General features: G+C 56.5%; 20 protein-coding genes and 1 pseudogene. 4 read left to right on the top strand and 17 right to left on the bottom strand.

Annotated elements, in window-relative coordinates:
* Nucleotides 1-115 precede the first annotated feature (115 nt).
* The 6 genes from DSM25558_RS19935 to DSM25558_RS19910 all read right to left on the bottom strand — a co-directional run bounded on the left by DSM25558_RS19935 (nt 116) and on the right by DSM25558_RS19910 (nt 5,151).
* The gene (locus DSM25558_RS19935; protein ID WP_077106429.1) at nt 116-1,627 is read right to left on the bottom strand and encodes an arabinosylfuranosidase ArfA; all 1,512 of its coding nucleotides are present in this window, start codon (nt 1,625-1,627) and stop codon (nt 116-118) included.
* Between the two features lie 114 nt (nt 1,628-1,741).
* A complete protein-coding gene (locus tag DSM25558_RS19930) occupies nt 1,742-2,668 on the bottom strand; it encodes an ArsR/SmtB family transcription factor (RefSeq protein WP_077106446.1) in 927 nt (308 codons plus the stop codon).
* A gap of 271 nt (nt 2,669-2,939) precedes the next feature.
* Complete coding sequence (locus DSM25558_RS19925; protein ID WP_077106428.1) at nt 2,940-3,572, bottom strand: hypothetical protein; 633 nt, start codon at nt 3,570-3,572, stop codon at nt 2,940-2,942.
* 55 nt (nt 3,573-3,627) lie between these two features.
* Nucleotides 3,628-4,041 (bottom strand): DUF1810 domain-containing protein, encoded by a 414-nt coding sequence (locus DSM25558_RS19920; RefSeq protein ID WP_077106427.1) that lies wholly within the window; start codon nt 4,039-4,041, stop codon nt 3,628-3,630.
* A 37-nt stretch (nt 4,042-4,078) separates the two neighbouring features.
* A complete protein-coding gene (locus tag DSM25558_RS19915) occupies nt 4,079-4,399 on the bottom strand; it encodes a hypothetical protein (RefSeq protein WP_077106426.1) in 321 nt (106 codons plus the stop codon).
* On the bottom strand, nt 4,396-5,151 hold the full coding sequence (locus tag DSM25558_RS19910) for an exonuclease domain-containing protein (protein ID WP_077106425.1): 756 nt from the start codon (nt 5,149-5,151) through the stop codon (nt 4,396-4,398). The genes DSM25558_RS19915 and DSM25558_RS19910 overlap by 4 nt, the downstream gene beginning before the upstream one ends.
* A gap of 407 nt (nt 5,152-5,558) precedes the next feature.
* On the opposite strand from DSM25558_RS19910, the gene DSM25558_RS19905 reads away from it, so the two are divergent.
* Complete coding sequence (locus DSM25558_RS19905) at nt 5,559-5,750, top strand: CsbD family protein (RefSeq protein WP_077106424.1); 192 nt, start codon at nt 5,559-5,561, stop codon at nt 5,748-5,750.
* A 153-nt stretch (nt 5,751-5,903) separates the two neighbouring features.
* Nucleotides 5,904-6,131: pseudogene (locus DSM25558_RS19900) on the top strand (VOC family protein); the annotation flags it as partial.
* Between the two features lie 460 nt (nt 6,132-6,591).
* On the opposite strand, the gene DSM25558_RS19895 reads toward DSM25558_RS19900, so the two are convergent.
* From DSM25558_RS19895 to rpsU, 3 genes are all read right to left on the bottom strand, one after another.
* Complete coding sequence (locus tag DSM25558_RS19895) at nt 6,592-6,822, bottom strand: aldo/keto reductase (protein ID WP_244554261.1); 231 nt, start codon at nt 6,820-6,822, stop codon at nt 6,592-6,594.
* A gap of 128 nt (nt 6,823-6,950) precedes the next feature.
* Complete coding sequence (locus DSM25558_RS19890) at nt 6,951-8,042, bottom strand: hypothetical protein (protein WP_077106423.1); 1,092 nt, start codon at nt 8,040-8,042, stop codon at nt 6,951-6,953.
* Between the two features lie 216 nt (nt 8,043-8,258).
* Nucleotides 8,259-8,498: a 30S ribosomal protein S21 gene (rpsU, locus tag DSM25558_RS19885; RefSeq protein WP_067653058.1), complete on the bottom strand. Its 240-nt coding sequence runs from the start codon at nt 8,496-8,498 to the stop codon at nt 8,259-8,261.
* A gap of 805 nt (nt 8,499-9,303) precedes the next feature.
* Here rpsU and DSM25558_RS19880 point away from each other — a divergent pair.
* On the top strand, nt 9,304-9,540 hold the full coding sequence (locus DSM25558_RS19880; protein WP_077106422.1) for a DUF982 domain-containing protein: 237 nt from the start codon (nt 9,304-9,306) through the stop codon (nt 9,538-9,540).
* Nucleotides 9,541-9,639: 99 nt separating this feature from the next.
* Here DSM25558_RS19880 and DSM25558_RS19875 read toward each other — a convergent pair whose 3' ends face one another.
* Nucleotides 9,640-10,542, bottom strand: coding sequence for a LysR family transcriptional regulator (locus tag DSM25558_RS19875; RefSeq protein ID WP_077106445.1), 903 nt, complete (start codon nt 10,540-10,542; stop codon nt 9,640-9,642).
* A gap of 99 nt (nt 10,543-10,641) precedes the next feature.
* Here DSM25558_RS19875 and DSM25558_RS19870 point away from each other — a divergent pair, with 99 nt between their 5' ends.
* Nucleotides 10,642-11,487, top strand: a complete 846-nt coding sequence (locus DSM25558_RS19870) for an alpha/beta fold hydrolase (protein WP_077106444.1) — start codon at nt 10,642-10,644, stop codon at nt 11,485-11,487.
* A 126-nt stretch (nt 11,488-11,613) separates the two neighbouring features.
* Here the strand turns inward: DSM25558_RS19870 and DSM25558_RS19865 are convergent, their stop codons facing one another.
* The 7 genes from DSM25558_RS19865 to DSM25558_RS19835 are packed head-to-tail and all read right to left on the bottom strand — an operon-like array spanning nt 11,614 to nt 19,425.
* A complete protein-coding gene (locus tag DSM25558_RS19865) occupies nt 11,614-12,813 on the bottom strand; it encodes an amidohydrolase family protein (protein WP_077106421.1) in 1,200 nt (399 codons plus the stop codon).
* 38 nt (nt 12,814-12,851) lie between these two features.
* Nucleotides 12,852-13,817, bottom strand: coding sequence for an ABC transporter ATP-binding protein (locus DSM25558_RS19860; RefSeq protein WP_077106420.1), 966 nt, complete (start codon nt 13,815-13,817; stop codon nt 12,852-12,854).
* Nucleotides 13,814-14,800 (bottom strand): ABC transporter ATP-binding protein, encoded by a 987-nt coding sequence (locus DSM25558_RS19855; protein WP_077106419.1) that lies wholly within the window; start codon nt 14,798-14,800, stop codon nt 13,814-13,816. Before DSM25558_RS19855 ends, DSM25558_RS19860 begins: the two co-directional genes overlap by 4 nt.
* A complete protein-coding gene (locus DSM25558_RS19850; RefSeq protein WP_077106418.1) occupies nt 14,797-16,293 on the bottom strand; it encodes an amidohydrolase family protein in 1,497 nt (498 codons plus the stop codon). Before DSM25558_RS19850 ends, DSM25558_RS19855 begins: the two co-directional genes overlap by 4 nt.
* Nucleotides 16,290-17,483: an amidohydrolase family protein gene (locus DSM25558_RS19845; RefSeq protein ID WP_077106417.1), complete on the bottom strand. Its 1,194-nt coding sequence runs from the start codon at nt 17,481-17,483 to the stop codon at nt 16,290-16,292. Before DSM25558_RS19845 ends, DSM25558_RS19850 begins: the two co-directional genes overlap by 4 nt.
* A 9-nt stretch (nt 17,484-17,492) precedes the next feature.
* Nucleotides 17,493-18,446: an ABC transporter permease gene (locus DSM25558_RS19840; RefSeq protein ID WP_077106416.1), complete on the bottom strand. Its 954-nt coding sequence runs from the start codon at nt 18,444-18,446 to the stop codon at nt 17,493-17,495.
* A gap of 13 nt (nt 18,447-18,459) precedes the next feature.
* Nucleotides 18,460-19,425, bottom strand: a complete 966-nt coding sequence (locus DSM25558_RS19835) for an ABC transporter permease (RefSeq protein ID WP_067653066.1) — start codon at nt 19,423-19,425, stop codon at nt 18,460-18,462.
* Nucleotides 19,426-19,484 lie beyond the last annotated feature (59 nt).

Below are 19,484 nucleotides of genomic sequence, written 5' to 3'. Positions count from 1 at the left end.
ATCTTGTCCTCCCCCGTGCCTGCGCGCTTTCCGGCCCGCCCGCCCGTCATTCCCTCATCTGTTCGCCGGACGCCCCCTCCACAGTGGCATCTGGCGCATTCGTCTCCCCGCTCAATCAGGCCGAAAGGCGGATCATCCGGTAACTCAGCGGTGCAATCGAGACGGTGAGCCGTCCCTGGTCGAGTGTGGCTCCATCTCCTTTTACGGGCACGACGTTCTCGGGCTTTTCTGCCGTGTTCGTGATGTTGATATTGGGATGGCCAATCACCTGATCGTCTGCAATCGAAAGAGCACCGAATTCCAGCAGTTGAACATCGAGCTCCAGCGCGTCGGTAAGGTGTCGATTGACGATAAAAAACGTCACATTGCCCTTTGCTTCGTCGTGAACGGCCGAAACGTCGAGATAAGGCACGGCTCCAACGTCATCGGCTGTGTAAGTCGGGCTATCGACCATCAGCTTCAGCGCCGTTCCGCGTCCGTAAACCGATGCATAGTAATAGGGATAGAAAATCGTCTGGCGCCAGGCTGGACCGCCCGGAACCGTCATAATCGGCGCAATCACGTTGACGAGTTGGGCAAGGCAGGCGATCCGCACCACGTCAGATCGATTAATGAACGTGTTGAGAATGCAGCCGACCTGCAGCACATCTTCGAAATTATAGTCGTCTTCCAGAAGTGCAGGCGCTTCCGGCCAGCCATTGCTGCCGCCGAGAATTGCGCGGTCCTTCTCCTTGGAGTGATACCAGACGTTCCACTCGTCGAAGGAGATGTAAACATCCTTCTCCGATCGCTTTTTCGATTTCACATAGGCGATGACCCCGGCAACGGTGCCGATATAGGCGTCTAGCTCAAGGCTGCGGGCAAGGTAGTTTGCCGTATCCTTGGCGCGGTTCTCGAAATACATATGCAGCGATATGTAGTCCACCTCGTCGTAGGTGTGTTCGAGAACCGTTGCTTCCCACTGCGGATAGGTTGGCATGTGGGCGTTCGAGGATCCGCAAACGACCAGCTCAAGGCGGCTGTCGAAAGCGCGCATTGCCTTGGCCGTCTCATGGGCGAGCCGGCCATATTCGTCCGCCGTCTTGTGGCCGATCTGCCAGGGGCCATCCATCTCGTTGCCAAGGCACCAAAGACGCACGTCGAAGGGAGCCTCGCGGCCATTGGCGCGGCGCTTGTCACTCCAGGTGCTGCCGCCTTCGTGATTGGCATATTCAAGAAAGTTGCGTGCCTCGTCGAGACCGCGCGAGCCGAGGTTGACGGCCAGCATCATCTCTGTGCCAACGGAGGTGCACCAGTCGGCAAATTCATGAATACCGACCTGATTGCTTTCCGAGGTGTGCCAGGCAAGGTCGAGCCTGACAGGACGGTCTTTCTTCGGGCCGATACCGTCTTCCCAGTTGTAGGCTGACACAAAATTTCCGCCTGGATAGCGTACGATCGGAACCTCCAATTCCCTTACGAGGTCGATGACGTCCTTGCGCATGCCATTTTCGTCGGCAGTCGGATGGTCCGGCTCATAGATCCCGGTATAGACCGCCCGGCCGAGATGCTCGATGAACGATCCATAGAGCCGCGGATCAATCTCCGCGATCTTGAACTTGCGGTGGGCGATAACCGACGCCTTCATGTTGTTCTCCATTATATCCGTATTAATGATATATATCACAATTTAAGATAAATAGAGCCAAGAACGTTCGGGCCGTCAAGTTAAAAGTGTTGTGCGCTGCACACGTGTATGGACCTAGCGTGTCCGAAGTCGCAGCAGGATGTCTTGATCGTAATTGCCAAAACCCCGACCGAAAATATTGATTCCGCCCGGATGCTTTGCGTCTTCCCTCACGCCAATACGCAGGCGAATGGAGTGGTGGGCCTCAAGTTTCAGGTCTGAAAGTCGCACGTCGGAAATCCGCAAACCATCGACATAGGAACCGTCTTCATTGACGCGGAAACTCTTCAGCTTACCGTATTGCGAGCCCTTCAATTTCCACCAGTCCGGGGTATAAACGCCTCTCTGATCGCCAAAATCCCCCGGAGAAGTCCAGGTCGCAACATCGATGCCGTTGACGGCCAGCGTGATATCAGACGGCCAGTCCGCGCTGGTGCCTGGAACCTCCGAACTCAGTTCCAAAGCGAATTCGATCTCCCGGATCTGTGCGTTGGCAAGCCTTGCATTGTTGGGAAATTGATACTCGACATAGCCTCTTGTGAACCAGATTAGTGCGGTTTTCATGCGGTCCGGGTCGAGGAAGGTGCTCGGCACGTCGAGCAATCCGATGATGCCATCAACCGAGCACAGACCGCATGGCGCGGATACCTCGAAGCCGGTATAGAGCCCCAACGGCATCGACACTTCGATGGCGTTCTGTTCGGTCTCTTTGATATTGTCCTTCAGAACGATCAGGACCTCGTCATAAACACACTCGCAAATCTTCTGGCTTCCCTTGCGCGCCTTGATTGTTTCCGTGCGGATCAATCCGGCTTCCTGCAACAACTGGACGCTCGTCGAAACGCTGGATTGCGGCAGGCTGAGCACCGCGGCGATGTCGTTGACATTCATCGGCCCCTTCTGTTGAAGCAGCTTGAGCATGGAGATGCGGGTGGGTGAGGCGAGAGCCTTGAGAACCGTTTGATGCTCCTCGGGATCAACGACAAGAAAATTGCGGCTCAAGGTCATGGCTCCCGAAATAGACTGCTTTCATGTCTATATCGGATATCCTGATTTGATCAACGTCTTTCGGATAGGAAAACGCTTCCCTGTTCAGGGAAGAAGCCGTCTGTCCAACTGCGATCGCGACCAACCGGTACCCGAAGTTCGTCAGCGTCGACTTCCGCCTGTGCGCTATGGTGTGTAGTTCGTCATTGAGTTCAAGAGGGCGACAGGCGCGGGATGTTCAACTCCAAGCGGATTGACCGCGCGAAACCCAGCTTAGGAAACAATCTCAACGGAGCAGTCCGTCGACGTCGAACTCTTCCCAGCCGCCGAGCTTCGGGGGCGTATCCTTGGAGCTATCTTTCGACAACTTGGAGCGCTTCGCAGCCTCCTGCTTGAGCGACCGCGTCAGCTTTGCCTGATACGCAACTCGCTGCCTCTTTTCAGCTTTTGCTTCGGCATCTTCAACCCGCCACTCTTCCACGACTCCACGGTCGAGAAGATCCTCCACCACCTTTGGGTCAAAGACATGAAACGTAATCTGACGGGCGCGTCCGTTCAGTCTGACGGTTCTGGTACCGGCGCTCGGCAGACGCCCGTCGGCTAGCCAACGATGTCGCTCGCTGGTCTTGATGGTTAGGATGTCCTCGATTTCGCGCGGAATGACCGGTAGTGCACCGGCGTCGGTTATCACCTTCGTAGCGATGGTCGCCACGGCGTTGAATACGGTCTTTTCGCTAGCCGACATCGCCAGTGTGAGATCGACGCCTTCCAGCGAGATCGACTTTTTTGAGCTTGCAGGCAGCCTTGCCTGTATCTCTTGCAAAACACCTTTCGCACGAACCGCCGACCCCATTGTTACAGCGGCTGGCAGGGTCCATGTTCTGATCAGTTCGATGTCATCTTTTTCACGCTTCGGCATTCTGCACAGATGGTGTTTCGCCGCTTTCAAGTCAACGAACTATCTGGCTATGGTTTTACAACGCTGCGGGCGTGGCTTGATCGCCCTCACCTTCATAAAACATCTGAAGCGCGGCTTTAAACGACGAGCCACCCTGTGCTATGGCACCAAACAACGTCATGCTGGAATGAAACTTGAGGTCATCGGGAAATCCGAGAATGTCATGTGCGCTGAGATCAGGATGGCTGAGCATGGCGTGCGTACACTCCTCCAAGCGGGGTCCCAAAATAGGATGTCTCAAGTAGGCTTCGGCCTCCGAGCGTCCAGAGATCGCGTAAAAGCGCGCAGTATCCGAACGACTAAGTCCGCGAATTTGTGGGAAGATGAACCACATCCAATGCGACTGCTTACGACCGGCACGCAATTCATGCAGGGCTATGCTGTAGAGGTCATGCTGCGCTGTAACGAAGCGCGCAAGATCAAATTCCATTCGTATGCCTCCGCTTGCTAAGAATTGGGGTACCACTTCATTCCTTTTCCAACTGTGCAAACCATGCAGAGTATGGGGTATTCTTCGCCAGATGTCGGTTGAAATCCGGCGCGTCATCACACCACCATACGGGCCCGCGTTCGCCGAGGGCAACTTTGGCGGCATCCACTCTTTTGCGAGCTTCTGCCATTGCTGGCGAAGATGCCTTTGCGTCCCGAACGGCCCTCCGAGCGGCCATCAACTCGCGCACCAGTGCCGCACGCGTGATCTCATCGAGTTCGGGATTACTTCGACGCCAGAGCCGTCCCCGGACGACAAAGTAGCGACCATCGAGCGTGTTTGGATGCTTCTCGTTCATTCGAATCCAAGCGTTCCTTGCGCGGGTTCCGCATTCTGAGACGGTTTGTCTTCATGACGACGGGTCAGTTCAGTCTGTGCGCTGAATCGTACGTCTACATCCCGATCCGCGATAAGCACGTTGAGCGCTTGGGTGCTGATACGATCCCAAGATTTTCCCCGATCCGGTCCGGCAGTAACGCGCGGCAAAAGACCTGGCTCATTGCTCCATGCCAAGCAATCCTCAAGCGAGGTTTCGTTCAGCATGTCTCGCAGGTGATGAGCCGTAACATAGGCATCGGGCATCGCTCGATGGGCTGGCAATCCGATTTTGTGCACCAGCCCGACCGGCATTCTTTGATAACGCAGCATCTGGTTGGAAAACCGGGGAAGGTGTGGCCAGACACGCAAGGCGCACTTCCATGTGCAAATCCAGGGCGTTCCACCTGTAAACCGCGGCGTACAGTACCTTTGCTCGAAGGCTGCTCGATGAGCGGCCAAGGCATCGATGCGGCCGGGTGGACGAAGAACAGTTGATGCTATTTCCTTCCAGTATGGCGCGTCGGCAACTTGGCTGTCCAGGATATGATGGATGGCCATCGTGTCGGGTGAGATCGGGCGACCAGGGTTGACGAAAAGTGCACCGCGCTCATCGACGACATCCCAGTTTCCGGACTCGTCCATGATGACATCTTGCCAGCCGATCTCGCAAACGTCGTCCGGGCCGTTGCCGCCTGTTTCAAGATCGATAACGCGAATTCTGGCTCCGGACACGTCGGTGCTACCTTCCTTTGTGCTTCTATATCCAGTAAGCGAGATTGATGCCGGATGGTTCCTGAACCTGGAAGCCTGAGGACCGGCGGAGCTCGAGCGCTTGCCGGAACGGCTTAGTCGCCAAGCATCTTCGAGAAGCGGCACCGCATCTTGCTCGGATCAAGCATGATGGCAATCAACGGACGAATCGCCTCCATTCAATTCCATGAAGCTCTCGTGCAAACCAGCAGTTATCCGACGCCAACGGCAAGCAGGTAAAAGCGTGCGCGGGAAACGGCTGGGCGGAGACATTTTGATAAAGAGTTAATCCGTTCGTCGAGAAGATTGGCAATTTCAGAGGAACCAGAAAGCGCAGTTATCCGTTGTTTTACCGATCGAACAATGCAGCTCAAAAAAGGAGAACGACAATGGGTAGCACAATGGACAAGGTTAAAGGCAAAGCCAACGAATTAGCTGGCGAAGCCCGACAGGCTGTCGGCGACGCGACCGACAACCATGAAATGGAAGCCAAAGGCGCGGCGCAAGAGGCCAAGGGTCATGCACAGCAGGCCAAGGGCGAAGCAAAAGAAAAAGTGAAAAACATCGTCGATCGTGCATAATGGTTCCGACAACAAGAAAAGGCTCCGGACATTGTTCGGAGCCTTTTTTCTGTGGCTGAAATTTTCCTGACGCCGGGTGAATTGATGTTTGGTGCAACGACGCCAATCAACTAGGTTTGTAAATCCGGGATGTTGAGCCAGCAGGAGTAGAGCATGTTTACCCACGTCATGATCGGCAGTAACGATTTGGAGCGATCCAAAGCATTTTATGACGCAACGTTTGTCGCTCTTGGAGGACGCCCTGAAGAAACGGATGCAAGAGGCCGGTTGATCTACATACACCACGGTGGCCGCCTGATGATTACGAAGCCGATTGATGGCAAACCTGCGACCGCAGCCAATGGTGGGGCGATCGGTATTGCTGCTTCAAATCAGGATCATGGGCCATTATTGTCACATCTATAGCTGGGTCTGCGGTTTCGGCGGGCCAAGGAAATCTAACGACAACAACAATATTTGTCCGCAGACGGCACCAAACTTACCGTCCGGACCTTGCCGACGTAGTAGACTGGTCAGCCGTTATGTGGAGTATCAGTGAATAGTAAACCAATTTTCCCCAGTCTCGCCGTAAATTAAAATCCTGCCGTGGTAGCTTGCCAACCTTGACCTGATCGGTGCGCTTGCAGACCACGACTCTCGATACGGCCTGGGCAAAGGCGGAGAGACGCTCGAGAGAACGGGGCGCATATGAATACGGTGACACAATCAAAGCCGTTACGACATCATCTTTGACCTTGATGTGCTATGGCTGGCTGCAATATTCTCCGGTTGCCGTGTAGACACTGTTCGCATCGTTGCATCGAACTCGACAGCAAGGCTGGCACGCTGTGGTCAGACCGACTTACAGCTTGCGTGTGCCAAGCCACTTCACCTTTTCCGGATCACGATGATCGAAGAAGCTGCTGGTTTTCTGGTCGAGCGAGCCAACGGCTGTGACGTCTTCCTGGTCGAGCTCGAAGTCGAAGACCTGGAAGTTCTCAGCCGTCCGCTCCTTGCGCACGGACTTCGGGATAGCAACGATATTGCGCTGGATCAGCCAGCGGAGCAATCGTCGGATTGTTTGCGACGACAACCCATTACAGCCTCGAACTTTATCGGTCCTTGCGCATGAAATTTCACGATTCCATTGAGATCGATGGTCGTTAAACGCCGGAAATAACCGGGTTCGCGGTTCATTTCCTTTCAAGGATTTGACTAACACTACTTCCAACTCATGTAGTCGCCAGCAGTGCATCCGTATGGTGCTCGGTCTTGACCGAAGCGTGTTTTGAGTTGGTCGCAGCCCCAGCGGTTCAGTGGAGCGGGCATCATATTGTTGATGTCCATGCCGGGAGACTGAAACTGGGTTGGGGATGTCGTCACATACCAGAGCCAAAAGCCGAATATGCCGACGATAAGCAAAAGCGACGTTCCGACGAAAATTTGCAGGCCTTTCCAGGCCGACATCGTCTTTTTCGGCGCACCGATAACCGGCGCTTGATCGATCCCGATATGATCCGCGAAGGGCACCAGCGCCGCGGTTCGCTCGTTGTCGGTCAATGCAACACGTTGAAGGCGATCGTCCAAGAGCATGGGCAGGGCCGTGTTGCCATGTCGGACAGCCAAGCCCAGAAGTTTGCCGTTGGCTTCGCCGACGATCAAGGGCTCAGCACCTTGGGTCATGTGTGTGTAAGCGGACCGGCCCGTTTTATCGGTGGCGACCTTGTCGTTGTAGGTAACGGAGAGAGTATTTTTTTTGCGGTCGAAGGCGGTGATTTCAACCGGAATGGGCTTGAGCAAAGCAGGTCGGCGTAGCTGGCTCTTAACCCGTAAAATGCGCAGGGTAAAAAAGATCATCGCGATGCCCATACCGCCCAGTGCAACGGTGAAGAGCGCGAGCGTTATGATCCGGTTCCAGAGCTTGTCGAGGCCAAGGCTTATCGTCGCCAATTCGGGGTGGTCTGCCGAGATCACCAGTGCTGTCTCATAGTCTCCCACATGAAAATCGACAAACATGACTTCGACCTTCGTGTCATAGCTCTGGCCGTTGACATTATAGACAAGCCTAGCTTTGCAGTCGGTGAGGATCGCTTTTCGCGTCGTGCATTGACCATCTTGAATGTCACCGTCTTCCACCACAACCGGGTTCTGGCTGATCAGGAAATCGCGATAAACGCCCGGTCCTTCCCAGAAAAGCAGAAAGGCAGCCAGCGCGAGGATAATGGGCGGAGACCAGAAGTAAGCGCGAGGTATCGAAACAACATTGGCTGCCAGCGAAAACGGACGGTTGGGGAGATGAAGCGTCGGCGTCAAGTTCGTGGTCTTTCTATTTCAAATACTAACGGTGACGATGAGCCGGACCCAAGATAAGCGGATCAGAGCATCGCAGGGCTGAGACCGCCATCTTCGGCGACCTCGGTTGCCAGCCTTTTCGCCAGAGTCGCCAAAGCTGTCCGCAACGCGTTGGATGCGGACGGGACCGTGGTTGACGACGGTTGGCAAAAAAGGCACCGCTATTTCGCAGTAGACTTAACGCGCAGGCCTGATTGTCTTCTTAGGGGCAGCAATCCCGCTTTCGCGTTCCAACTTCTTGCGAGCCATCTTCCTGACGCGCCGGACGCCCTCTGCTTTTTCTCTGGCCCGTTTGACCGACGGCTTTTCGAAATGCTCACGCAACCGCATTTCGCGGAAAACGCCTTCTCGCTGCATTCTTTTCTTGAGCACGCGAAGAGCCTGCTCAACGTTGTTATCTCGGACATCTACCTTCAATTTACATTCCTTATTTTGTTAATCCTGATCGTGATGCGGTGCTTACGGTAAGAAAGCACGTCCCACTATTCGTCTGAACCGTCTTCATAGAGTGCTCGGCGCTGCAGGTCGATCTGATGTTGCACTTTTTTTAGAAACCTTGCCCCAAGGGAGCTTCTGGCGGGTACATAGCAAATCCGATCGGCGGAGACGAGTCCCTGCTAAAGAAGAAATTCTCTGATATTGAGAGCCGGGCATATCGTTACAATGACGATATGCGTAAGATCAACTGGGTGCCGGATGGCGACGTCAAATTGTGGCCGAGGACGGTTGTGCGCCAGCACGCGGCGGCAGCATCAAAGTGACGCGGCATAGAGGTGCCTAACACACCTGATCTTATCAGGTGTTTCGATAAACCGTGGTAAAATGGATTCAGTTTAGTCCGTTGAGATTGTGAGCTGCCCTGTTTGAGGAGTCACGATCATCTTTGTGGAGCGTCAGGATTCGCCGAGCATCTTCCAGATGGATGCCATGCCTTAACGCAAATTCCTGGGGCTCATATGAAATGCTTTCCCCCATTTTCTTAGCGACCGCCGATTTCGATGCCATCTTGTGTCCCCTGCGTCACCAAAAAATGGGTGACAGTGGTTCCATAACACATCTCTCGGCAAAAAGGGGGAAATCCCATCGCAGATAGGGCATCCCCCGGGGGAGTCCGTTCCAGCCATCAATGGCGATGCAAATGCGGACGGGCGTGACACCAGTTGCGCATCACACACGGGATGCCCACCTATGGGTACCGGCATACAGCTGGCAAGGAGAACCTATGTCCATAGAATGGAAGAACTCTGTGTCCGTTCGGATAGGGACCGGTCATGCTGAGATGATTAAGGGCCCGGTCGAAGCGTTCGACGCGCTGAACAATCGCTGGCCCGCAGAACATGGCGCTCTCTATGTTGAAGCCAAGAGCCAATGCAGCGATGCCGTTGCTCGCGGGTCGGCGGATGAAGGAGCTCGGAACGCCTTCATTGACGCAGCCGTTGAGGCGACGCTTTTGGCCTGATGGACGGGAATGTTTTCAGTCGACGGTCATATGAGCGATTTGATCTACTTGGGATGGTTTCGAGTGAGGTCATCCCTTGAGAGCGTCTCAACGAAGACGTCACTGTGCCGCAACCGATTTTCGCAGGATAGGTACGGCGAAGTTTATGAAAGTGCGTAGGGCTCCCCCTTCGAACCGTAGCGGCTGGAATACAAGATGCACTGGCATTGGATCGGGCTCGTATTCGGGAAGAAGGGGAACAAGAGCTCCGTGTGCGATCTGTCGCTCAACCTGATAGGAAAGCGGGCGCACGATACCCATTCCGCGTTCGGCGGCTTCGATTGCCGCGCCCGCACTGTTCAATGCAATTCGGCATGTTACGCGTAACGAACGCACACGGCGGGCTGTCGCGCTTTCCCTATAGGGCCACAGCTCCTGAGCTCCACCCTCGTTCAAGCCGATACACCAATGGTTGGCCAAATCGGCGGGACGGCTCGGCATAGAGCGTTCGGCGAGGTAGGACGGGGCGGCGCAGGTTAGTCGACGAACCTCACCTATCTTAACGGCACTCATCGACGAATCCGGCAAATCCGCAAGGCGAACGGCGATGTCCACACCTTCGCCGACAAGGTCTACTATGCGGTTCAGGAAAAGCACGCGAACCTGCACGCGAGGATGCGCTGTCAGAAAGCTTTCGACTACGGGCATCACTTTCATGCGCCCGAAGAGTTCGGGTGCGGTGATCACCACGTTGCCACTGATATCCCTGTCTTGGGTACGGGAATCAAGACGAGCAAGCTCTTCCAGAACCGATCGATACGTCGATAAATGACGCTCGCCGGCCTCTGTCATCGCAAAGCGACGAGTCGTGCGCTCAAGAAGCCGCTCACCTGTCGTGTTTTCCAACTGTGCGACAGCCCGCGTTACCGAGGCCGGAGAAAGGCCGAGTTTACGGGCAGCACCGGCAAGGGAACCGTAATCTACCACAGCAACGAAGATTGAGATCGCTTCAAGACGGTCCATCGGAGTTTCCAATTCTGCAATCAAGCTTTGCAGAAGTTTCTTATTATTCTCCAGTCTGAAATGCACTATCTTTCTGGAGAACCAAAGAAAGATCATATGATGACAGTCCGTTATGGAACTAAAAAAATCGGCGATGTTGACGTCTTCTACCGAGAGGCCGGCCCAAGTGATGCGCCGGTGATCCTGCTACTGCATGGATTTCCGACCGCCAGTCACATGTTTCGCGATTTGATGCCGCTGCTTGCCGACCGTTTTCGGCTCATTGCGCCGGACCTGCCCGGCTTCGGGCAGACGAAGGCACCGCCGCGGGGCACGTTCGACTATACGTTTGATCACCTTGCCGACATTATTGAGGGTTTCACCGAAGCTCTTTCGCTTGATCTGTATGCGCTGTACATCTTCGACTATGGTGCGCCGGTGGGATTGCGTCTGGCGATGCGCCATCCTGAGCGGGTCTCGGCCATCGTTTCGCAGAATGGCAACGCCTATGTGGATGGGTTCAGCGACCAGTGGGGACCCTGGGAAACCTATTGGCGTGAACCAAATGCAGCGAACCGGGAAGCTTGCCGTCCCTCCTTGGAACCGGACACGATCCGCAACTGGCAATATGGAACCGGGGCTGATCCGAAACTGCTGTCACCGGATGGGTATGAACTTGACATCGCCTATATGGCTCGGCCCGGTGCAGACGATATCCAACTGGATTTGATCCTAGACTATCGTAACAATGTTGCGCTTTATCCTGACTTCCAGTCTTATTTCCGCGAGCACCGCCCACCTCTGTTAGCGGTATGGGGGCGCCATGATCCGGCATTCATCCCGGCCGGGGCGGAAGCTTACCGGCGCGATCTTCCAGACGCAGAAATCCATTTCCTCGATACGGGACATTTTGCGCTGGAAACGCATGCTGCTGAGATCGCAGAGCGAATGCGCGCCTTTCTTTGAAGCCTTGACGACAAAATGGCCGATAGAGCGTTTCCTTGTTCAATGGAAACGCTCTATCGGCTCCTCAAGCCAATATTCGTAACTTCCTTCACCCGGGATATGGTCTCGCAGATCAAGTACCGCTTTTCAACGGATGATTCTATTCCCATTCGCCACCATTTTGCCGCCTTTAAAGACCCGGCGATTTTTTGGAAATGCGACGACTGCTTCGGGAACGCAAGTCGCTGCAACTGTGACGAAGTCAGCTTTCGCGCCAACGTGAACACCGTAGTTGTTTAAACGAAGAGCCTTCGCGCCTTCGCTTGTGACAATGTCGAATGCCGCTTTCAATTCACCATCTGTGTAGAAGCCGGAGCGGTAGCCGATGATTTCGGCGCGATGCAGCATATCGCCGTCGCCATATGGCCACCAGGAATCGCGGATGTTGTCGCTGCCGCTGAAAACCGTCACCCCTTCCTGCCGTAACAGTGCCACAGGTGGAAAATTATGGTTGCCGGGCGCGTTTGTCATGATCGAGACGCCGCTTCTGGCGATCGTCGCGGCAATCTTGCGGGCTTCGTACGGGGCAAGGTCGCCAAGCCCGTAGGCATGGCTGACTGCCACATGGCCCTGCATGCCGAGCGCGACTGTTCGTGCGCAAATTTCCTCAATGGTGAAAGCGCCCATGCTTCCGGCGTCATGAAGATGGATATCGATGTCTACGCCGTGTTTTTCCGCCACGCCGAAAACGACATCGAGATGGCCGTTCACATCACGGTCGAAGCTTGCGGGGTCAAGGCCGCCAACGAGGTCCGCACCCAGTTTTATTGCCTCATCCAGCAGTTCCGAAGTGCCGGGGCTTTTGAGGATTCCGCTCTGGGGAAAAGCGACCAACTGAATATCGATCAGATCCTTGTAGTCTTCACGAACCGCCAGAATGGTCTCCAGCGATTTCAGTCCGACGGAGCCATCCACCATGACGTGGCTGCGCATGTGCAGCGTTCCATTGCCGATGCAAAGATCGAGTTGGTCGCGCGCGCGTTTGTCCATCGGCGCGGCGATAGCCATGTTTTCCGCCTGGAATGCGACCCGCTCATGCACGTCGAAACCATTGGTGCAGGGGCGATGCGGCATCCATGTGTCGCCGTGGAAGCTCGTATCCAGATGAATGTGTCCTTCGACAAAACCCGGTACGAGTAAATCCCCGGCGACGTCGATTACGGAAGCGGATACCCTATCCGAACCCACAGCCTCAATCGAGGTGATCCGTCCAGCCTCCACATGAACATCGCGCAACAGGCCGTCGGCCATTTTGGCGTTGGTGAAGACAGTCTTGTCCGTACTCATGAAAATTCTCCTCATATACGTTATCGCGCGGTGCCGCACTAAAGCGGGGCCATGTGGCAAGCGACAACACCGCCGCCTTGGCGCACGCGTGAAACTGGTGCTTCCGTGCTGCAAATATCTGCTGCAAGCGGACAGCGTGGGTGGAAGGCGCAACCTTTTGGGGGATCAAGCGGGCTGGGCGGTTCGCCGCCCATCAGTGCCCGGTCACGATTGGGGGAGGCCACATCCGGGATCGTCTCGAGCAGCAACTTCGTGTAGGGGTGCTGCGGGTTAGCGAACAGGACTTCCGTATCAGCTTCCTCCACGATCCGCCCGAGATACATCACCGCAATCCGGTCTGCCATGTGGCGCACGACGGCCAGGTTGTGGCTGATAAACAGGTATGTTAGCCCAAGCTCGTCCTGAAGCTTGCGCATCAGATTGAGGATTTGCGCTTGCACCGAGACATCGAGAGCCGATGTCGGTTCATCGCAGACGAGGAATTCCGGCTCGCTGGCCAGTGCACGGGCAACCGAGATACGCTGACGCTGACCACCGGAAAACTCATGCGAATAACGCTTGCTGTCATCGGGTGAGAGGCCAACGATCTTCAGCAGATCGGCCACACGCTCGGTCACGGCCTCTGCACTGTCGCGCAGGCCGAATTCGCGGATGGGTTCGGCAATGATATCGCCGACGCGCCAGCGCGGATTGAGGCTTGCATGCGGGTCCTGGAAAATCATCTGCGCTTCCATCGGCTTGCCGTCGCTGGCCGGTGCGAAGACGATGGCTCCTTCGGTCGGGGCGTAAAGCCGCGTCACGAGCCGCGCTACCGTCGATTTCCCGCAGCCGGACTCGCCGACAAGTGCCAGGCACTTGCCCTTTTGGACGATGAAGGTGACATCCTGCACGGCATGCAGATAACGTTTCGGCTTGCGCTCGATCATCCTGTTCAGCCAGGGCGTCGAAACATCGAAGACCCGCGTTAGCTGATCGACCTCAAGGGCATTTTGGGAACTTCTCATGCAACACCTCCATCATGTAGCAGGCAGGCGACGGCACCGTGGGCCTGGGGTATCAGCGCCGGGCGGATTTTGAGACAGCGTGGACCGACGGCACGACAGCGTGGATTGAAGGCGCAGCCAGGCGGAATGGCATTCAGTCGTGGCATGGCACCGTCTATCTGGGTGAGGTGTTCGACACGCGCGCCAAGCGCTGGAATCGAGCCCATCAGGCCGCGCGTGTAAGGATGTTTCGGGCGGGAGATGACATCCTCAACAGTGCCGATCTCGATGATGCGGCCCGCATACATCACTGCGACGCGGTCAGCCGTCTCTGCGATCACCCCCATGTCGTGGGTGACTAACATGACGCCGGCACCTTGCTCCCGGCACAGCTTGCGCAGCAGGCTGGTAATCTGCGCCTGTATCGAGACATCAAGCGCCGTTGTCGGTTCATCGGCGATGATCAGTTGCGGATTTCCAGCAAGTGCTAATGCGATCACGACGCGTTGCCGCATGCCGCCGGAAAACTGGTGCGGATAATGATCGATGCGCTCGTCCGCACCGGGAATGCCCACCTGTTGCAGCAGGTGAACGCCATGAAGCCGCGCCTGCGCACGGTTCCGGTCTGAATGCAGCCGGATGGTTTCGATGAGTTGTTGACCGACGGAAAACAGGGGATTGAGCGAGGTCAGCGGGTCCTGAAATATGGCCCCGACCATGCGGCCTCGCACATTTTCCATCTCGTCATCGTTCAGATTATCCGTCCGTTTGCCGCCAATATGAATTTCGCCGGAAGCGACGCGACCTGGCGGTTCAAGAAGTCCGAGAACGGCCATGCCGGTCATCGACTTTCCTGCACCCGACTCGCCCACGACACCGAGGATCTCGCCCCGAGCAATCGTCAGGGACACATCGGACAACGCCGTCAGAACGCCACCGCGGGTTGGGAATTCGACAGAAAGACCTTTGACTTCAAGAGCAGGAGAGGCACTTGCAGAGTTCATGACGACACCTCACTCTGAAAGGAAGGATAGCTGGGCGGAAAGATGTCCTCCACCGATGGATGGTCGTAGGTGCGCTCAGGATAACGCGCGATCAGACCGTCAAATTGTTGCTGCGCCTGGCTTCGGGCAGCGACGAGATCGATTCCGGCCACTTGCCCGTCGCGCATGGAAATCCGCCCATCGACGATTGTCGCGCGGGTGACGCGACCAGTAGCGCCATAGAGAAGCGTCTGGATGGGATCGATGCTCGGCGCGATCCTCCGGTCCGCCATGTCGAATACTGCGATATCGGCCTTTGCACCTGGCGCAATGCGTCCAAGATCAGGGCGCTTCAGGGCGTCGGCTCCTGCAAGGGTCGCTGCATCGTAGAACTCCGTGGCCGATCCGGCATCAACGCGCGCTTCCGCAATCCTGTTTGCCATCATACCAACGGCCATGTTCAACACCATGTCGGGCGGGGCCGTATCGGTGCCCATGCCGATGCGAATGCCCTTCGCTTTCAGTCGGGAAAAGGATTTGAGCGACGACCCGTGCCGCGCAGACACAAGCGGACAATGGGCGACGGTGACGCCGTTTGCCGCATACCGCAGCAGATCGTCGTCGGTCGCCACTGTCGCATGCGGCGCGATCAGTCTAGAGGAGAGGAAGCCGAGACCATCAAGCCATTGCGGAGCGGTGGTGCCATGTAGGCGCTGGACGGTTTGCAATTCCATTTCGCCCTGCGCCATGTGCAAACGCACGGGCATATCCAGATCATCGGCAAGGCCAAATGTCTGTCGCAGCAGTTCCTCCGTGCAGGTTTCGACACGGTCCGGAGCGAACATGCCCGATATCAGTCCATTTCCGGCGCCGTCAACCCTTTTGGCAAAAGCCGCAGCGTCCGAAAGCTCGCTAAGTCCACGCGCCTCGTCAAACACCGGCTGCATAGCGCCCGCTTCGTCAAGGATGACGCCGCCTGTGCGATAGGCCGGGCCAAGCCAGACGCGGATGCCGAGTTCTTCTGCGGCGACGGCGGCTGCCTCGAATTCGGCGACCGTTTCGCCCCAAGCGCGATAGAAAAGCGACGCGATGGGTAGCGCCGAGGTGATGCCATTAAGAAGCAGCTGAGCGAACGCATAACGCTTCTGGAAGGCCAGCTCCTCTGGTGTATACATTTCATAGGCTCTTGCTGCGTAATCGGAAGGCCAGACCCGCCCCTTTTTCCAGCCGGGCTGGTTGTCCATTGCGAGCACGGTCGTATCGAGATCGGAGAGCGCATCGAGATCGACAAAACCAGGGCCGATAAGGGCGTCACCCATGTCGTAACGTGCGGCCAACTCGCCGCCAAAGCGGGACCCGACCCAGATGACGCGGTCATTCTCGATGACAACTTCACCGCCGTTGATCAGGCGTCTGCCGTCCGGCATGTCGGCAATCACGTAACGCGCGGCCAGCGCCCAGCGACCGGGCGGGCGTTTGCCGAGAGGGAGCGTGGACCAGTCAGCATTCGTCATGGTCGTGCTCTCAGGCTTGCACCGTCGCGCGCAACGATATTGCCCGCCGTGACCACGAGTTTGCGCGGCTGGTGTGTAACGATAGCTTCGCCGACGCTTTCGCCTTCGACAAGCACGACGTCACCACGACCGCCCACCTCAAGTGCATGGGCGGGACGATCCATCGCCAGAGCGCCACCGGTGGTGCAGACGTCGAGAGCCATGGCAAGCTCGTCATCGCGGCGCAGATTGTTCTTCATGCCCAGCAGCATGGCCCGTTCCAGCATGTCTCCATTGCCATAGGGTCCCCATGTGTCGCGGAAACCATCCACCCCGGCACCGAAGCGAACACCCGACGCATGCAGACGTTTCAGCGACGGGACTTCACGAGATGGGGGTGCCGTTGTGAAAATAGGGATATCCAGCTCGGCACAGGTATCGATCAGTGCTTGCGAGACGTTCCAATCCGGAAGGCCCAGGCAGAAGGCATGGCTGACCGCGACCTTGCCCTGCATACCCATGGCACGGATACGCTCGAAGATCATCTCCATGGAGAATGCACCCAGCTCTCCGCCTTCGTGGAGATGGATATCGATGCCTTTACCGTGTTTTTCGGCAATGGCGAAGATGGTATCGAGATGTCCTTTCGGATCGCGATCCATGCCGCAAGGATCGAGACCGCCAACCAGATCGGCACCCATTTCCATGGCCTTGTCCAGCAGCTCGGCGGTGCCGGGTCTGCGCATCAGTCCTGATTGCGGGAAGGCGACAATTTCAATTTCGACAACGTCCGCAAGCTGACGCCGCGTTTCCATGACGCCTTCCAGTGCGATCAAACCCTGGTCGGTGTCGATGTCGACATGGGTGCGGATCAGCGTCGTGCCATAGCCCACAGACTGCAACGATTGCCGCATGGATTGCACATGTGCGTCGAGGCCGTATTCACGCTTTACCGCGCGCTCATTGTCGATCTTGTCGATCAGCCGCGGGCCAACCGTGTTGACGTACCAGGGATATCCCAGCAGCGACTTGTCGAGATGGGTATGGGCATCGACCAGACCGGGAATGGCGATGCGTCCACCGGCATCCTCGACAGGAACGCCGTCGGCTGCCAACTTCTCGCCGATTGCAGCAATGCGTCCGTCCTTGATCAGGATATCGGCCTTTACGCCACCCATGGGTCTTGCGTTGGTAATCAGAAGATCGGTCATCAAAATGCCTCAGCGTAATTTGGGGTTAAGGGCGTCGCGCAGCCAGTCGCCGAGCACGTTGATGGACACAACGAGCAGACAGAGCTGAAGGCCCGGAAAAAGCACGATCCACCACAGACCGGAGAACAGATACTGATTGCCGATGCGGATCAGCGTTCCCAACGATGGCTGTTCCGGCGGCATGCCAACACCGAGGAAAGACAGCGTTGCCTCGATCAGGATACCAAGGCCGAAGTTCAGCGTGGCAGTCACCAGCAGGGGCGTCGTGGTGTTGGGAAGGATGTGTTTCAACATGATGCGCCATGTCGGCACGCGGATGAGCCTTGCCGCCTGCACATATTCCTTGTTGCGCTCGACCATGGTCTGCGCCCGCACGGTCCGCGCATATTGCACCCACGCAGACAGCGAGATCGCAAACACGATGACGCCGGATGCGCCTGCTTCACGCACATAGGGCGGCAGCAGCTGCCGGGCGAGTGCTGAGACGAGAATGGCGATGAGCATCGTTGGCATGGACAGCAGCACATCACCCGCGCGCATCAACAGACTGTCTACCCATTTGCCGTGGTAGCCGGCAATCAGTCCGAGCGTTGACCCAACCACCAGCGACACGGCGACGGACGCGGCACCGATGATAATGGACGCCCGCGATCCATAAAGGATGGCTGACAACAGATCGCGCCCCTGAACGTCGGTGCCGAGAATGTAGGGCCATTGTCCCTCGGCCATCCAGATCGGTGGTATCTCGGCGTTCAGCAAATCCAGAGAGGCGAGATCGTAAGGGTTCTGCACCGTGAACAACGGAGCCAGAAAAGCCGATGCGATCAGCACCAGAAGCAGGATTGCCGCGATAATGGCGGATGGATGATGGGTGAAGCTCCATCCCAGATCGGATTGTAGCAACCGTGCCAATCGCGATGGTGTTGGTTTGGTCGTTGTCTGCGTCGGTTCGATGGCGGTCATGGTGATGCTCCTGTCACGCGGCGCGCAGACGCGGGTCGATCACCGCATAGGCGATATCGACGAAGGTATTCAGCGTTACGAAGATGAAGGACACGATGCACAGATAGGCCGCCATGACGGGGATATCCACGAAGGTGACGGCCTGCATGAACAGCATTCCCATGCCTGGCCACTGGAAAACCGTTTCAGTGACGAGGGCAAACGCAATCAGGTTGCCCACCTGCATGGCGGTCAAGGTAACGACGGGCATCAGACAGTTCTTGAGTGCATGACGAAACCACAGGGCGCGCCGTCTTACGCCACGTGCACGGGCAAATTTGATGAAATCCGCCCGCAACGTTTCCAGCATTTCCGCGCGAACCAGCCTCATGACAAGGGTGATCTGAAAAAGGGACAGCGACAGGGACGGTAGGATGACAGCGGCGCGGCCTGAAGGTGTCAGCAGCCCTGTGGACCACCAGCCGATCCGCACCACATCGCCTCGCCCATAACCCGGCAACCAGCCGAGCGTAACGGAAAATATCAGGATCAGGAGAATGCCCACCAGAAAACTCGGCAGGGATACACCGATGATCGAGCTGAACTGAAGGCTTTCCGCCCACCATTTTCCTCGGCCAATGGCCGTGAAAACACCCAGCGGTATGCCGATGGCCAGCGAGAGAATGGTGGCGATGATGACCAGTTCGAAAGTGGCTGGAAATCGTTCGGCAATAAGACCCAGCACGGACTGCTGATTGCGCCAAGACAGGCCGAATTCCCCCTGCGCGGCATTGGCGACAAAGCGCACATATTGCACGAGGAAGCCGTCGTTCAGGCCGAGGCGTCCGCGCAATTCGTCGCGATCAACCTGGGTCGCGCTTTCATTGACCATCATCTCGACGGGATCTCCCAGAAAACGGAAGATAAGAAAGGCAAAGAAAGCGACCGTCAGCATCACGAGAACGGCGTTGCCGATCCGCTTGATGAGGAAAGCGAGCATGGTGAAGTGTCCTTGATCTGGCCCACATGAAGGAACGGTCCCCCGCCAAAAATCTTGGC

This window comes from Agrobacterium sp. DSM 25558, from assembly GCF_900100825.1.
Lineage (GTDB): Bacteria > Pseudomonadota > Alphaproteobacteria > Rhizobiales > Rhizobiaceae > Agrobacterium.
This window is presented reverse-complemented; position numbering and strand designations above follow the sequence as displayed.

Coding starts and splice junctions, on each gene's coding strand:
- DSM25558_RS19925 (WP_077106428.1), bottom strand. CDS start 3,572: ATGCCGAAGCGTGAAAAAGATGACATCGAACTGATCAGAACATGGACC.
- DSM25558_RS19920 (WP_077106427.1), bottom strand. CDS start 4,041: ATGGAATTTGATCTTGCGCGCTTCGTTACAGCGCAGCATGACCTCTAC.
- DSM25558_RS19855 (WP_077106419.1), bottom strand. CDS start 14,800: ATGAACTCTGCAAGTGCCTCTCCTGCTCTTGAAGTCAAAGGTCTTTCT.
- DSM25558_RS19835 (WP_067653066.1), bottom strand. CDS start 19,425: ATGCTCGCTTTCCTCATCAAGCGGATCGGCAACGCCGTTCTCGTGATG.
- DSM25558_RS19870 (WP_077106444.1), top strand. CDS start 10,642: ATGACAGTCCGTTATGGAACTAAAAAAATCGGCGATGTTGACGTCTTC.
- DSM25558_RS19905 (WP_077106424.1), top strand. CDS start 5,559: ATGGGTAGCACAATGGACAAGGTTAAAGGCAAAGCCAACGAATTAGCT.
- DSM25558_RS19880 (WP_077106422.1), top strand. CDS start 9,304: ATGTCCATAGAATGGAAGAACTCTGTGTCCGTTCGGATAGGGACCGGT.
- DSM25558_RS19845 (WP_077106417.1), bottom strand. CDS start 17,483: ATGACCGATCTTCTGATTACCAACGCAAGACCCATGGGTGGCGTAAAG.
- DSM25558_RS19935 (WP_077106429.1), bottom strand. CDS start 1,627: ATGAAGGCGTCGGTTATCGCCCACCGCAAGTTCAAGATCGCGGAGATT.
- DSM25558_RS19875 (WP_077106445.1), bottom strand. CDS start 10,542: ATGGACCGTCTTGAAGCGATCTCAATCTTCGTTGCTGTGGTAGATTAC.
- DSM25558_RS19865 (WP_077106421.1), bottom strand. CDS start 12,813: ATGAGTACGGACAAGACTGTCTTCACCAACGCCAAAATGGCCGACGGC.
- DSM25558_RS19850 (WP_077106418.1), bottom strand. CDS start 16,293: ATGACGAATGCTGACTGGTCCACGCTCCCTCTCGGCAAACGCCCGCCC.
- DSM25558_RS19840 (WP_077106416.1), bottom strand. CDS start 18,446: ATGACCGCCATCGAACCGACGCAGACAACGACCAAACCAACACCATCG.
- DSM25558_RS19860 (WP_077106420.1), bottom strand. CDS start 13,817: ATGAGAAGTTCCCAAAATGCCCTTGAGGTCGATCAGCTAACGCGGGTC.
- DSM25558_RS19915 (WP_077106426.1), bottom strand. CDS start 4,399: ATGAACGAGAAGCATCCAAACACGCTCGATGGTCGCTACTTTGTCGTC.